Here is a 12,413-nt window from a genome sequence, read left to right on the forward strand (position 1 = left end):
GGGGCTGGCATCCTGCCCCCTCCCGCGGTTCCTGTCCTCCATGAAGACCACGACGCTGCTGTCCACTTCACTGCTGTTGTCGCTTGCCGTGCTTCCCGCTGTGGGCTGGGGCCAGGCGCAGCCGCCTGCGGCTTCGCCGCCGCCCACACCCGCTGCGCTGCCACCGAACGAGCCCAGTGTGCCGCTGTTGCCGGCACTGGCCTGGGAGCCGCCGCCGCTGCAGCCGTTCACCGCCACCTACCAGGCCTTCTACAAGGGCAAGGAAGCGGGTGATGCCAGCATGCAGGTCACCCACACCGGCGGCAGCCAGTGGCGCGTGGACATGCAGGTGGTCGGCCGCCGCGGCTTTGCCAGCGTGCTCGGCCTGAACATCGAGCAGAGCACGGTGTTCGAGGAGCGCAGTGGCGTCTACGCACCGCTCAGCCAGAGCACGGTGCGCAAGGGCCTGTTCCTGGGCAAGAAGGCCGTGGGCACTTACAACTGGCAGGCCGGCACCGCGCAATGGACCGGCGACGTCAAGAAGGAGCGCGCGCAGCCGATCCCGCTGCGGGCCGGCGACCAGAGCGCGCTGCTGATCAACCTGGCGATCATGCGCGATGCGCGTCCGGGCGCCACCATGCATTACCGCTACGTGGACATGGGCAAGGTCCGCGAACACGACTACCAGGCCGCGCCGCAGACCGAGAACGTCGAGGTCGGCGACCTGTCCTACAACGCGCTGCGGGTCTACCGGACCAACGGTGGCAGAAACGAAACCATTCTCTGGATCGCCAACGGTGTCCCCACCCCGGTGCGCATCCTGCAACGCGAAGACGGCGAAGACCGCGTCGACCTGCGCCTGATCGAATACCAAGGAGTCTGAGCATGAATACCCTGACCCGCCCCCTCACCTGGATCGCAGCCGCTGCCCTGACCGTGGCCAGCCTGCCGGCCATGGCCCTGGAACCGTTCAAGGCGGATTACCTGGCCAGCTACATGGGCATGCAGGCCAACGGCACCATGACCCTGGCCAGCGAAGGCAGCAACAAATGGCGCTACAGCCTGCAGGTGAAGAACCAGCTGGCCGACCTCAGCCAGAGCACGGTGTTCGAGGAAGTGCGTGGCCAGCTGCGCCCGCTCAGCAGCCAGGATCGTTCGGCACTGCTGGTGAAGAAGCGCAACGTGCAGGCCAACTACAACTGGACCAGCAACCAGGCCACCTGGACCGGCGACATCAAGCCGGACCGTGCGGGCCCCATCGCGCTGAAAGCAGGCGACATGGACGCGCTGCTGATCAACCTGGCGATCGCCCGTGACCTGGCCGCCGGCAAGCCGCTGACCTATCGCATGGTGGACGAAGGCCGGATCAAGAACATGACCTACCGCGTGATCGGCAAGGAATCGATCACCGTGGCCGGCAAGAGTTACGAGGCGACCAAGGTCTCGCGCGCCGATGGCAACAAGGAGCTGATCGCCTGGATCGTGCCGGACTTCCCGGTGCCGGCGCGCATGCTGCAGCGTGAGAGCGGCCGCGATGCGCTGGACCTGACCATCAAGGCGATGAACTGAGTGCCGGGGTCGGATCTCATCCCCTCGGGGATGGGCTCTGACCCCGGGCCCCGCGAAAAGAAAACGCCCGCTTTCGCGGGCGTTTTTCTTACTTCTTTTCCTCGGCCGCCGCCGGCTTGAACTCGGTGCGGCAGTCCACGCGGATCTGCTCACCGGTGCTGCGCCAGACAAAGGTGCGGCAATGACGGTTGCCGTCCTGGCTGTCGTTCACCGCGACCGCATAGAACGACTCGATGATCTCGTCACGCGTGACCGTGCCGTCGCCGTTCCAGTCCATGTCCTTCTGCTCGATGCCCTGGGTGATGGCGATGTTGGCGTACCAGGCATAGCCCAGCCACGCCAGCACGATCAGCACCAGGGCCAGCAGCGCCTTGCGACGCGGGCTGAACTTGCCGCGCAGGATCATGGCACGCGCCGGATGGTGGCGCCGAGCGAAGACAGCTTCTCTTCGATGTTCTCGTAGCCACGATCAAGGTGGTAGATGCGGTCGATGGTGGTATCGCCGCTGGCCATCAGGCCGGCCAGGATCAGCGAGGCCGACGCACGCAGGTCGGTCGCCATCACCGGTGCGCCGCTCAGGTGCTCGCTGCCACGCACGATGGCGGTGTGGCCTTCAACCTGGATGTCCGCCCCCAGGCGCAGCAGTTCGTTGACGTGCATGAAACGGTTCTCGAAGATCGTTTCGTTGATCACGCCCACGCCATCGGCCACGCAGTTGAGCGCCATGAACTGCGCCTGCATGTCGGTCGGGAATGCCGGGTACGGCGCGGTGGTCAGGTTGACCGCCTTCGGCCGCCTGCCCTGCATGTCCAGGGTGATGGTGTCGTCGGTGGTCTCGATCTTCGCACCGGCCTCGACCAGCTTGGACAGCACCGCGTCCATGGTGTTCGGGCGCGCACGGTTGACCGTAACCTTGCCACCGGTCATCGCTGCGGCCACCAGGAAGGTGCCGGTCTCGATGCGGTCGGGCAGCACTTCGTGGCGGCCACCGGACAGGCGCTCGACGCCCTCGATCACCAGGCGGGCGGTGCCCAGGCCTTCGATCTTCGCGCCCAGCGCGATCAGGCAGTGCGCCAGGTCGGTCACTTCCGGTTCCATCGCGCAGTTGTCGAGGACGGTGGTCCCTTCAGCCAGCACCGCGCCCATCAGCACGTTCTCGGTGCCGGTGACGCTGACCATGTCGAAGGTGAAGTGGCCACCCTTCAGGCGCTTGGCGCTGGCCTTGATGAAGCCGTTCTCGACCACGATCTCGGCGCCCAGCGCCTGCAGGCCCTTGATGTGCTGGTCGACCGGTCGCGAGCCGATCGCGCAGCCGCCCGGCAGCGACACCTCGGCGGCGCCGAAGCGGGCCAGCAGCGGGCCCAGCACCAGGATCGAGGCGCGCATGGTCTTGACCAGCTCATACGGTGCGACGTGCTGGTTGACCGGACGCGGGTCGACCACGATCGCGCTGCCGCGCGACAGCGTGCCCTGGTCGATGGTGACCTTGGCGCCCAGCTCGCCGAGCAGCTTCACCGTGGTGACCACGTCGTGCAGGTGCGGCACGTTGGTGATCTCCACCGGCGCATCGGCCAGCAGGGTCGCGCAGAGAATGGGGAGGACGGCGTTCTTGGCGCCGGAGATGCTCACTTCACCGTGCAGCGCAGCGCCGCCGGTCACAACGATCTTGGCCATGTATTCGGGATCTTCTGCGGTTCAGCCGGCTTCGGCCGGGGTCACGGTTTTCAGCGCCAGCGCGTGGATCGCGCCGCCCATCAGGTCGCCCAGGGTGGCGTACACCATGCGGTGGCGGGCCAGCGGCATCTTGCCGGCGAAGGCCTCGCAGACCACGGTCGCTTCGAAATGCACGCCGTCGTCGCCCTGCACGTCGGCGCGGGCGCCGGGCAGGCCGGTTTCGATCAGATTGCGGATGGTGTCGGCGTCCAACGGGCTTTCCTAATAAAATGTGGGTCCATTCTACTTCCGCTGCGTGGCGTCCGCATGGCCGAACCCCTGTTGCCCCCCCGTTCCGTCGACCCTGCCGGCCTGGTTGCCAGTGGCCGCCGCGTGTTCGAGATCGAGCGGCAGGCCCTGGATGCGGTGGCCGACCGCCTCGGCGAGGCCTTCCAGCAGGCCTGCCAGGCGATCCTGGCCAGCCGCGGGCGGGTGGTTGCCACCGGCATGGGCAAGTCCGGGCATATCGCGCGCAAGATCGCCGCCACCCTGGCCTCTACCGGTACGCCGGCGTTCTACGTGCACCCCGGTGAAGCCGGCCACGGCGACCTGGGCATGATCACCGAGGACGACGTCGTGCTGGCCCTGTCCTACTCGGGCGAATCGGACGAGGTGCTGATGCTGCTGCCGGTGCTCAAGCGCCAAGGCAACCTGCTGATCTCCATGACCGGCCGCCCGCAGTCCAGCCTGGCCACCGCCGCCGACATCCATCTGGATGTGAGCGTGCCGGCCGAGGCCTGCCCGCTGGCGCTGGCACCCACTTCCAGCACCACCGCCTCGCTGGCGATGGGAGATGCACTGGCCGTGGCCCTGCTCGATGCACGTGGCTTCACCGCCGATGACTTCGCCCGCTCGCACCCGGCCGGCAGCCTCGGCCGTCGCCTGCTGCTGCACATCACCGACGTCATGCACACCGGCGACGACCTGCCCAGCGTGGGCGCCGACGCCAGCCTCAGCGAGGCGCTGGTGGAAATGAGCCGCAAGCGGCTGGGCATGACCGCCGTGGTTGACGCCGACGGCGTGCTGATCGGCCTGTTCACCGATGGCGACCTGCGCCGTGCGCTGGACAGCGCGCTGGATGTGCGCACGGCGAAGATCGCCGACGTGATGACCCGCAACCCGCGCACCATCGGCGCCGACCAGCTGGCGGTCGAGGCCGCCCGCCTGATGGAGACCCACAAGATCACCGGCCTGATCGTGGTTGATGGCCAGGGCCGCGCGGTTGGCGCGCTGAACATTCATGACCTGTTGCGGGCCCGGGTGGTTTAACCGACAGTCCGTAGACCCCATTCAGTCTGTAACGCTGCACCCGCCCATAACGAGCCTGCCGCCCTGATGCCCTGGTCCCCCCTGCCCGCCTTCCCCGCCCACCTGCATGCCGCTGCGGCCCAGATCCGCCTGGCCTGCTTCGACGTGGACGGCACCCTCACCGACGGTCGGCTGTACTACGACAAGGACGGCAACGAGAGCAAGGCGTACTTCGTGCAGGATGGCCTGGGCCTGAAACTGCTGCAGCAGCACGGTATCCACCCCGTGCTGATCACCGCGCGCAACAGCCAGTCCGCGCTCAAGCGCGGCGCCGACCTCGGCATCGACACCCAGATCGCCGTGGGCGACAAGCTGGCCAGCGTGCAGGCGCTGTGTGCGCAGCACGGGATCGGCCTGGAACAGGTGGCGTTCATGGGCGATGACCTGCCCGATCTGGCGCCGCTGGGTGCGGTCGGCCTTGCGGTGGCCCCGGCCAATGCCCATCCGTGGATCGCCGAACGCGTGCATTGGCAGACCCGCGCCGAGGGTGGCCGTGGCGCCGCGCGCGAGCTGTGCGACATCCTGCTGGCCGCCCAGGGCCGCGCGGATGCGGTGCTGGCGAGGTTTGGCGCATGAACCTGCCCACCTTGAACTGGCGCACCGTGCTCGGCATCAGCCTGCTGCTGGCCGCCCTGCTGAGCAGCTGGGCGGCGCTGCGCAACCGCGACAAGGGTCCAGCCACGGGGGGCCAGGAAATCGGCGTGGATTACATCCTCCATGACTTCCAGATCGTTGCCCTGGATGAGCACGGCAAGGAATCGACCACCCTGCGCGCACCGCGGCTGGAGCGCCAGCGCGGCGACCAGACCATCAACATCGCCACCCCGCTGTTCGAGATGCCGGACAAGGATGGCAAGCACTGGACGCTGCGTGCCGAGACCGGCTGGCTCAGCGCCAAGGGCGACGAGATGAAGCTGCGCGGCAAGGTTGCCGGCGACAGCCCGGCGGGCCCGGGCGTGGTGCCGACCACCTTCCGCACCGACCACCTGGACGTGTTCCCGAAGGAGAACCGCGCCCGTACCGACGCCCTGGTGACCATGACCCGCCCGGGCATGGAACAGTCCGGCGTCGGCTTCGAAGTGGATTCGAAGAACAACACGTATCATTTCCTCAGCCAGTCCAAGGGCCGTTACACGCCCAGACGCTGATTCCGCCGCCAGCCCGCGACGTCTCCGGACAGGCGCAGGGCCGGCAGCCCCACCCTCCGCCCCCGGCCCGCCCGGCAGGCCCCCACCGGTAGAACGGACCCCGATGAAGATTCCCTTTGCCGCCGTACTCGCGCTCGGTCTTCTTGTCCCCAGCGCTGCCTTCGCCAAGTCCACCGACCGCAACGAAGACATGCACATCGATTCCGGCGCCCAGTCCGGCATGCTCACCGGCGACGGCAAGACCGTGCTGTCGCAGGGCGTGATCATCACCCAGGGCACGCTGGACCTGCGTTCGTCCGAGGCCGAGATCTACCTCAAGGACGGCGAGGCCGTGCGCGTGGTGTTCACCGGCAAGCAGGCCAAGATGAAGCAGCAGCTTGATGACGGCACCTGGATGGATGCGCTGGCTGATCGCATCGACTACGACATCAAGACCGAGATCATCACCCTGACCGGCAACTACAAGGTCACCAGCGCGCGCGGCACCAATGCCGGCCAGCGCATGGTCTACAACACCCGCACCGGCGAGATGAACTCCGGTGGTGACGGCAGCCGCGTGCGTACCGTCATCCCGCCGAAGAACAAGACCCCGGCCGCGCCTGCGGCACAGCCCAAGGCCACCACGCCGGCACAGCCGGCCGGGAGCAGGAAGTAATGCTCGTCGCCAAGGGCCTGCGCAAAAAGTACAAGCAGCGCGAAGTGGTCAAGGACTTCGGCCTGACCCTCGATGCGGGTGAAGTGGTCGGCCTGCTCGGCCCCAACGGTGCCGGCAAGACCACCTGTTTCTACATGATCGTCGGTCTGGTGGCCGCCGATGCCGGCAGCATCGTGCTCGACGGCAAGGACATCACCGGCGACCCGATGTACACCCGCGCCAAGCAGGGGGTGGGCTACCTGCCGCAGGAACCGTCGGTGTTCCGCAAGCTTACCGTGGCCGACAACATCCGCCTGGTGCTGGAACTGCGCGAGGACCTGGACTCGGCCGGCCGCGAGCGCGAATTGAACGGCCTGCTAGACGAACTGCAGCTGGGCCATGTCGCCGACCAGCTCGGCGCCAGCCTGTCCGGTGGCGAACGCCGCCGCTGCGAGATCGCCCGCGCACTGGCCGCACAACCGCGCCTGATCCTGCTCGACGAACCGTTCGCCGGTGTCGACCCGATTTCGGTCGGCGAGATCCAGCGCATCGTCACCCACCTCAAGCAGCGTGGCATCGGCGTGCTGATCACCGACCACAACGTGCGCGAGACCTTGGGTATCTGCGACCGCGCGTATATCCTCGCCGAGGGCAGCGTGCTGGCCCAGGGTTCGCCGGAGGCGATCCTGGACAACGCCGATGTACGTCGCGTCTACCTCGGGGATTCCTTCAAGCTGTGAAGCAGTCGCCGGGTCCCTTTCCTTCCTTTCGGCACAGGCATGAAGACTCGGCTGCAGACATCGTTGGGACAGCAACTGGTGCTCACGCCCCAGTTGCAGCAGGCGATCAAGCTGCTGCAGATGTCGGCCACCGAACTGGAGCTGGAGATCGCGCAGGCAGTGGAAAGCAACCCACTGCTGGACTGGGCCGACAGCAACGACAGCAGCGCCGCCAACGAAGGCAGCGATGGCAACGACAACGAAGCGCCTGCAGAGCGCAGCGATGAGGGCGACGACTGGGCGCCGACCGAACTGGACTGGACGACGACCGGCAGCGGTGGCAGCTTCGATGATGACGACGACAACGGCAGCGCTGCCGAGCGCGTAGCCGAAACCGAAACACTGGCCGACCATCTGCTGTGGCAGTTGCATCTGTCGCATCTGTCCTCGCGTGATCGCAGCATCGGTGCCGCGCTGATCGATGCACTGGACGACGATGGTTACCTGCGCGAGCCGCTGGCCACCATCGCTGAAACCCTGTTGCCGGCGATCCACGCCGACGAGGACGAGATCCTCGCCGTGCTGCATCGCATCCAGCGCTTCGATCCGGTGGGTGTGGCTGCACGCACGCTGGGCGAATGCCTGCTGCTGCAGCTGGATGTGCTGGCCGGCGACACGCCCGGCCTGCTCCTGGCGCGACAGATTGCCGCAGGACCCTTGGAACGTTTGCCGCGCAGCGGCGTCGCCGGGCTCGCCCATGAGTTGAAGCTGCCGCTGGACGAGGTCGAGACTGCCGTGGCGCTGCTGCGCTCGCTGGACCCGCGCCCGGGCACGCAGATCGCGCCGCTGTCGCAGGACACCTACGTGGTGCCGGACGTGGTGGTGTGGCGGCAGAACGGCGTATGGCGCGCAGCGCTGGCCGCGCATGCCGGGCCGAAGGTGGTGATCCACCGTGGCTACGAACAGCTGATCCGACGTTGTGGCGACGCCGATGCCGGCTACCTGCGTGCCCAGCTGCAGGAAGCGCGCTGGCTGCTGAAAGGGCTGCAGCAGCGTGGTGACACCCTGCTGCGCGTCGTGCGCAGCCTGATCCTGCAGCAGGCCGGCTTCCTCGAATTCGGCGAGCAGGCGCTGCGTCCACTGACCCTGCGCGAGATCGCCGCCGAGCTCGGCCTGCACGAATCCACGGTCTCGCGCGCGATCGCCCGCAAGCACGTGCGTACCCCGCGAGGCACCCTGCCGCTGCGCGCCTTCTTCGCTTCGGGCATCGATACCGAGAGCGGTGGCGAGGCGTCCAGCACCGCCATCCAGGCGATGATCCGGCGCCTGATCGACGACGAGAACCCGCGCAAGCCGCTTTCTGACGCCAAGCTGGCTGACCTGCTCAAATCGTCGGGAATTCCAGTAGCGCGACGCACCGTGGCGAAGTATCGTGAAGCCATGAACATTTCCGCCTCGCACGAAAGGGTCAGAATCGCTTGACGCGCCGCCGCGCCCGGCGGAGAGGTTCATTGGCACATCCGAACACAGGAGAAACCCGATGCGCATCGAAACGTTTGGCAAAGATGTCGAAGTCACCCCGGCCCTGCAGTCCTATGTTGAGGAGAAGCTGGCCCGGATCGGAAAGCACTTCGACCAGCACTGCGAAGCGCGGGTGACCCTCAAGCTGCAGAAGACCGAACACCACGTCGACGCCAGCCTCAACATTCCCGGCCAGACCCTGCACGCCGAGGCCAATGCCCAGACGATGTATGCCGCGATCGACCTGCTTGCGGACAAGCTTGACCGTCTGGTGATCAAGCACAAGGAGAAAAAACAGCAGCACGCACCGCTGCCGGTGGGCGACAATGGTGGCTGATCGCCACCGTTCCCCGCAGACATGCCCCTGACTGACCTCCTGGCGGCCGTGCAGACCCAGCTCTGCACGGCCACCGACCGTGACAGCGTCCTGCAGGCCGCCGCCGGGTTGCTGGCCTGCCGCCAGGCCAACGCCGAACAGATCTATCTGAACCTGTGCCAGCGCGAAGCGCTGGGCAGCACGGCCATCGGCCACGGCATCGCCATTCCCCACGGCCGCGCGCCAACCCTGGACCGCCCCCGCGGCGCCCTGCTGCGGTTGGCCACCCCGGTCGATTTCGGTGGCGAGGAGCCGGTGGACCTGGTGTTCGCGATGGCCGTCCCCGCCCACTACACCCACCAGCACCTGATGCTGCTGTCCGAGCTGGCCGAGCTGTTCTCGGCGCCGGACATCCGCCAGGCCCTGCGCGAAGCGGGCGATGCCCGGGCGCTGCGCGAGGCGCTGGACATGACCCCACCTGCGAGTGCCGCATGAATACCAGCATCACCGCCCGTGAACTGTTCGAACAGCAGCGCGAGCGGCTGGGACTGCGCTGGGCTGCCGGCAAGTCCGGCGAGCAGCGCGAGCTGGAGGCCGGCAACACGGTCTCGCGGCGCCCCTCGCTGGCCGGCTACCTCAATGCCATCTATCCCAACAAGGTGCAGATCCTGGGCACCGAGGAACTGTCCTGGCTGGATGCGCTGGAACCGCGCCAGCGTTGGGAGACCATCGAAAAGATCATGCAGTCGCACCCGCTGGCGCTGGTGCTGACCCGCAACCAGGCCTGCCCGGAAGACCTGCGCGCTGCAGCGGACGAATCCGGCACGCCATTGTGGCTGTCGCCCAAGCGCGGCCACGAACTGCTCAACCACCTGTCCTACCACCTCGCGCGGACGCTGGCGCCGCGGGTGATCCTGCATGGCGTGTTCATGGAGATCTATTCCATCGGCGTGCTGATCACCGGCGAAGCGGGATCCGGCAAGAGCGAACTGGCGCTGGAACTGCTCAGCCGTGGCCATCGCCTGGTGGCCGACGATGCCCCCGAATTCACCCAGATCGCGCCCGATGTACTCGATGGCACCTGCCCGGAGCTGCTGCAGGACCTGCTGGAGGTGCGCGGCCTGGGCGTGTTGAACGTGCGCGAGATGTTCGGCGACACGGCTGTAAAGAAGAACAAGTACCTTCGGCTGATCGTCCACTTGACCAAGCCGATGACCGAACCCACCCCGCATGGCTACGAGCGCCTGACCGGCGATTCGGGCACCCGCCATGTGCTGGACCTGGACGTACCGCTGATCACCCTGCCGGTGATGCCCGGCCGCAACCTGGCCGTGCTGACCGAGGCGGCCACCCGCCTGCACATCCTGCGCACCAAGGGCATCGACCCGGCAGCCATGTTCATTGCCCGTCACAGCAACCTGCTGGAACGGCGAACACCCTGATTTCCCTGCCCTTCGAAGAGCCTGTCCATGAGCACCGTCACCCCCTCCGCCCCGACCCTGATCATCGTCAGTGGCCTGTCCGGCTCGGGTAAATCCGTCGCCCTGAAGACCTTCGAGGACCAGGATTACTACTGCTCGGACAACCTGCCGATCAATCTGCTGCCCGACTTCGTGCGCAGCCTGCTGGCCAACCACGACGGCAGCGCACCACGGCGTCTGGCCGTAGGCATCGACGTTCGCGGCCAGGCCGACCTGAGCCAGCTGGGCGACTGGCGGCAGCTGGCGGCCGACGCCGGCGTGGACGTGAAGGTGCTGTTCTTCGAAGCCAGCGACGAGACGCTGCTCAAGCGCTACGCCGACACCCGCCGCCGCCATCCGCTGAGCCAGCTGGGCCTGTCGCTGCCTGAAGCCATCGCCCGCGAACGCGAGTTGACCGCACCGCTGCGCCGCGAGGCCGATGCGGTGATCGACACCAGCAGCCTCAACGTGCATCAGCTGCGGCGGCGGATCATCACCGAGTTCACGATGGACCATGCCACCGGCCTGTCGCTGCTGTTCGAATCGTTCGCCTACAAGCGCGGCGTGCCGGCCGAGGCGGACTTCGTGTTCGATGCGCGGGTGCTGCCCAATCCGCACTGGGACCCGGACCTGCGCGCGCTCAGCGGTCGCGAACCGGGTGTACGCGACTACCTGGAAGCGCAGCCGGACGTGCAGCGCTACCTGGCCCAGCTGATGGACTTCCTCGATACCTGGCTGCCGAAGCTGAGCGATGGCACCCGCAGCTATGTGACCGTGGCGTTCGGCTGCACCGGCGGCAAGCACCGGTCGGTGTTCCTGGCCGAGCGTCTGGCCCGGCATGCCCGCGAGATGGGCTGGGAAGACGTGGCGACGTACCACCGCGAACAGGATTGAGGGGGGTCGGCCGGGCTGCGCCCGGCACCCGCCGGTAGTGCCGGCCGCTGGCCGGCAACAGCAACAGCAACAGCAGAAGCGGCATTCCGTGGGATGGCGGGGCGGTGTGGGTCTGCAGGACACGCCGTGAACCCCGCTCCGCGGTCCGGCCCAGCCGCTGGCGGCTGGGCGTTCGGGCGCTTGCGAAGCAGTGCTTCGCAAGCAAAGCGCCCTCACCCCTGGGGGCTCGATGGCGCCATCCATGGCGCCAACGGTCCTGCAGACCCACACCGCCCCACCTCTGACAGATTTCTGCTGCGGGTGGGAGTCGACCCTGGTCGACACGATGGATCCACGCCTGCGTGGATGAATCGCTGTCAGGCATCGAAAAAACGGATGGGGTCGGATCTCTCTCTCAACGGAAAAGGCCTCCCCTGGGAGCAACGCTGAATACGGGACACAGTGCCCCTCTCCTGCTGCTATCGCCAATTCACCTTGACCTGTTAACGTGCAGTAATGACCTGTGGCATTCTCCTCGTAACACATCCCGGGGTCGGGACCGCCCTGCTTGACGTGGCGACCCGGCTCCTGCGGCAGTTGCCGCTGAAAACCGAAGCTTTCGAAGTACCGTTCGACGCAGACCTGGACGCCCTGCTCCCGCTCGCCTCGGCCGCCCTGCGGCGGGTTGACGGGGGTGATGGTGTGCTGATCCTGACCGACCTGTACGGCGCCAGCCCTGCCAACCTTGCCGGGCAGCTGGCCCGGCTGGGGACCCCGGTTCGCCGGGTGTCGGCGCTGAGCCTGCCGATGTTGCTGCGGGTGATGAATTATCCGGAACAGGGACTGGATCAACTGCCCGCCACAGCCGCGGCGGGTACCCGTAATGGAGTGATAGTCGACGATGCTTGAACGAGAACTCACCGTGAGCAACCGCCTGGGCCTGCATGCCCGGGCCACCGCCAAGCTGGTGCAGACCCTGGCGCCGTTCCGCTGCAACGTGACCATGGCCGCCAAAGGCCGTGAGATCAACGCCAAGAGCATCATGGGCGTGATGCTGCTGGCCGCCGGCCAGGGCACCCCGGTCACCGTGCGGATCAACGGCGAGGACGAAGCCGCCGCGATGGAGGCGGTGGTCGGCCTGTTCGAACGCCGTTTCGACGAGGACAGCTGAGC

General features: G+C 67.1%; 17 protein-coding genes. 14 read left to right on the plus strand and 3 right to left on the minus strand.

Translation table 11 applies throughout. The features are described from left to right. Window positions 1–40 precede the first annotated feature (40 nt). Both AC5P5R_RS02080 and AC5P5R_RS02085 read left to right on the plus strand, forming a co-directional pair. Complete coding sequence (locus AC5P5R_RS02080) at window positions 41–862, plus strand: DUF3108 domain-containing protein (RefSeq protein WP_005412504.1); 822 nt, start codon at window positions 41–43, stop codon at window positions 860–862. Between the two features lie 2 nt (window positions 863–864). Continuing rightward, entirely contained in the window at window positions 865–1,548 is a 684-nt protein-coding gene (locus AC5P5R_RS02085; protein WP_005408399.1) for a DUF3108 domain-containing protein, read from the plus strand. A gap of 88 nt (window positions 1,549–1,636) precedes the next feature. Here the strand turns inward: AC5P5R_RS02085 and AC5P5R_RS02090 are convergent, their stop codons facing one another. From AC5P5R_RS02090 to AC5P5R_RS02100, 3 genes are read right to left on the minus strand one after another with little or no spacing between them, the layout of a single operon-like run. Further along, window positions 1,637–1,954 (minus strand): hypothetical protein, encoded by a 318-nt coding sequence (locus AC5P5R_RS02090; RefSeq protein WP_005408398.1) that lies wholly within the window; start codon window positions 1,952–1,954, stop codon window positions 1,637–1,639. Then, window positions 1,951–3,222: a UDP-N-acetylglucosamine 1-carboxyvinyltransferase gene (murA, locus tag AC5P5R_RS02095; protein ID WP_099484943.1), complete on the minus strand. Its 1,272-nt coding sequence runs from the start codon at window positions 3,220–3,222 to the stop codon at window positions 1,951–1,953. The genes AC5P5R_RS02090 and murA overlap by 4 nt, the downstream gene beginning before the upstream one ends. 21 nt (window positions 3,223–3,243) lie before the next feature. Next, a complete protein-coding gene (locus tag AC5P5R_RS02100; protein WP_005408396.1) occupies window positions 3,244–3,474 on the minus strand; it encodes a BolA family protein in 231 nt (76 codons plus the stop codon). Between the two features lie 54 nt (window positions 3,475–3,528). Between AC5P5R_RS02100 and AC5P5R_RS02105 the strand changes: the two genes are divergently transcribed. From AC5P5R_RS02105 to AC5P5R_RS02160, 12 genes are all read left to right on the plus strand, one after another. Continuing rightward, window positions 3,529–4,530, plus strand: a complete 1,002-nt coding sequence (locus AC5P5R_RS02105; RefSeq protein WP_100437968.1) for a KpsF/GutQ family sugar-phosphate isomerase — start codon at window positions 3,529–3,531, stop codon at window positions 4,528–4,530. 66 nt (window positions 4,531–4,596) lie between these two features. Then, window positions 4,597–5,145 (plus strand): KdsC family phosphatase, encoded by a 549-nt coding sequence (locus AC5P5R_RS02110; RefSeq protein ID WP_005408394.1) that lies wholly within the window; start codon window positions 4,597–4,599, stop codon window positions 5,143–5,145. Next, window positions 5,142–5,717: an LPS export ABC transporter periplasmic protein LptC gene (lptC, locus tag AC5P5R_RS02115; RefSeq protein WP_012479345.1), complete on the plus strand. Its 576-nt coding sequence runs from the start codon at window positions 5,142–5,144 to the stop codon at window positions 5,715–5,717. Before AC5P5R_RS02110 ends, lptC begins: the two co-directional genes overlap by 4 nt. A 103-nt stretch (window positions 5,718–5,820) precedes the next feature. Further along, window positions 5,821–6,372: a lipopolysaccharide transport periplasmic protein LptA gene (lptA, locus tag AC5P5R_RS02120; protein WP_005408392.1), complete on the plus strand. Its 552-nt coding sequence runs from the start codon at window positions 5,821–5,823 to the stop codon at window positions 6,370–6,372. Continuing rightward, on the plus strand, window positions 6,372–7,091 hold the full coding sequence (gene lptB, locus AC5P5R_RS02125; RefSeq protein ID WP_005408391.1) for an LPS export ABC transporter ATP-binding protein: 720 nt from the start codon (window positions 6,372–6,374) through the stop codon (window positions 7,089–7,091). The genes lptA and lptB overlap by 1 nt, the downstream gene beginning before the upstream one ends. A 39-nt stretch (window positions 7,092–7,130) precedes the next feature. Continuing rightward, window positions 7,131–8,552 carry an RNA polymerase factor sigma-54 gene (locus AC5P5R_RS02130; RefSeq protein ID WP_012479344.1) on the plus strand — a complete coding sequence of 474 codons (1,422 nt, stop codon included), beginning with the start codon at window positions 7,131–7,133 and terminating at the stop codon, window positions 8,550–8,552. A 58-nt stretch (window positions 8,553–8,610) separates the two neighbouring features. Further along, complete coding sequence (gene hpf / locus AC5P5R_RS02135; protein ID WP_004147311.1) at window positions 8,611–8,928, plus strand: ribosome hibernation-promoting factor, HPF/YfiA family; 318 nt, start codon at window positions 8,611–8,613, stop codon at window positions 8,926–8,928. 21 nt (window positions 8,929–8,949) lie between these two features. Beyond that, window positions 8,950–9,402 carry a PTS sugar transporter subunit IIA gene (locus AC5P5R_RS02140; protein WP_005408389.1) on the plus strand — a complete coding sequence of 151 codons (453 nt, stop codon included), beginning with the start codon at window positions 8,950–8,952 and terminating at the stop codon, window positions 9,400–9,402. Next, window positions 9,399–10,349, plus strand: coding sequence for an HPr(Ser) kinase/phosphatase (hprK, locus tag AC5P5R_RS02145; RefSeq protein ID WP_099484778.1), 951 nt, complete (start codon window positions 9,399–9,401; stop codon window positions 10,347–10,349). The genes AC5P5R_RS02140 and hprK overlap by 4 nt, the downstream gene beginning before the upstream one ends. A 27-nt stretch (window positions 10,350–10,376) precedes the next feature. Then, complete coding sequence (rapZ, locus tag AC5P5R_RS02150; RefSeq protein ID WP_005412498.1) at window positions 10,377–11,261, plus strand: RNase adapter RapZ; 885 nt, start codon at window positions 10,377–10,379, stop codon at window positions 11,259–11,261. 495 nt (window positions 11,262–11,756) lie between these two features. Next, on the plus strand, window positions 11,757–12,149 hold the full coding sequence (locus AC5P5R_RS02155) for a PTS sugar transporter subunit IIA (RefSeq protein WP_164281641.1): 393 nt from the start codon (window positions 11,757–11,759) through the stop codon (window positions 12,147–12,149). Continuing rightward, a complete protein-coding gene (locus AC5P5R_RS02160; RefSeq protein ID WP_005408385.1) occupies window positions 12,142–12,411 on the plus strand; it encodes an HPr family phosphocarrier protein in 270 nt (89 codons plus the stop codon). The genes AC5P5R_RS02155 and AC5P5R_RS02160 overlap by 8 nt, the downstream gene beginning before the upstream one ends. Window positions 12,412–12,413: the final 2 nt, after the last annotated feature.

The organism is Stenotrophomonas sp. YJH_SMC_19 (assembly GCF_059367915.1).

Bases quoted from the DNA above. Each gene is read 5' to 3' on its own strand.
- AC5P5R_RS02130 (WP_012479344.1), top strand. From the start codon at position 7,131: ATGAAGACTCGGCTGCAGACATCGTTGGGACAGCAACTGGTGCTCACG.
- AC5P5R_RS02155 (WP_164281641.1), top strand. From the start codon at position 11,757: ATGACCTGTGGCATTCTCCTCGTAACACATCCCGGGGTCGGGACCGCC.
- rapZ (WP_005412498.1), top strand. From the start codon at position 10,377: ATGAGCACCGTCACCCCCTCCGCCCCGACCCTGATCATCGTCAGTGGC.
- AC5P5R_RS02085 (WP_005408399.1), top strand. From the start codon at position 865: ATGAATACCCTGACCCGCCCCCTCACCTGGATCGCAGCCGCTGCCCTG.
- hprK (WP_099484778.1), top strand. From the start codon at position 9,399: ATGAATACCAGCATCACCGCCCGTGAACTGTTCGAACAGCAGCGCGAG.
- AC5P5R_RS02105 (WP_100437968.1), top strand. From the start codon at position 3,529: ATGGCCGAACCCCTGTTGCCCCCCCGTTCCGTCGACCCTGCCGGCCTG.
- AC5P5R_RS02110 (WP_005408394.1), top strand. From the start codon at position 4,597: ATGCCCTGGTCCCCCCTGCCCGCCTTCCCCGCCCACCTGCATGCCGCT.
- lptA (WP_005408392.1), top strand. From the start codon at position 5,821: ATGAAGATTCCCTTTGCCGCCGTACTCGCGCTCGGTCTTCTTGTCCCC.
- hpf (WP_004147311.1), top strand. From the start codon at position 8,611: ATGCGCATCGAAACGTTTGGCAAAGATGTCGAAGTCACCCCGGCCCTG.
- AC5P5R_RS02140 (WP_005408389.1), top strand. From the start codon at position 8,950: ATGCCCCTGACTGACCTCCTGGCGGCCGTGCAGACCCAGCTCTGCACG.
- murA (WP_099484943.1), bottom strand. From the start codon at position 3,222: ATGGCCAAGATCGTTGTGACCGGCGGCGCTGCGCTGCACGGTGAAGTG.
- lptC (WP_012479345.1), top strand. From the start codon at position 5,142: ATGAACCTGCCCACCTTGAACTGGCGCACCGTGCTCGGCATCAGCCTG.
- lptB (WP_005408391.1), top strand. From the start codon at position 6,372: ATGCTCGTCGCCAAGGGCCTGCGCAAAAAGTACAAGCAGCGCGAAGTG.
- AC5P5R_RS02090 (WP_005408398.1), bottom strand. From the start codon at position 1,954: ATGATCCTGCGCGGCAAGTTCAGCCCGCGTCGCAAGGCGCTGCTGGCC.
- AC5P5R_RS02160 (WP_005408385.1), top strand. From the start codon at position 12,142: ATGCTTGAACGAGAACTCACCGTGAGCAACCGCCTGGGCCTGCATGCC.
- AC5P5R_RS02080 (WP_005412504.1), top strand. From the start codon at position 41: ATGAAGACCACGACGCTGCTGTCCACTTCACTGCTGTTGTCGCTTGCC.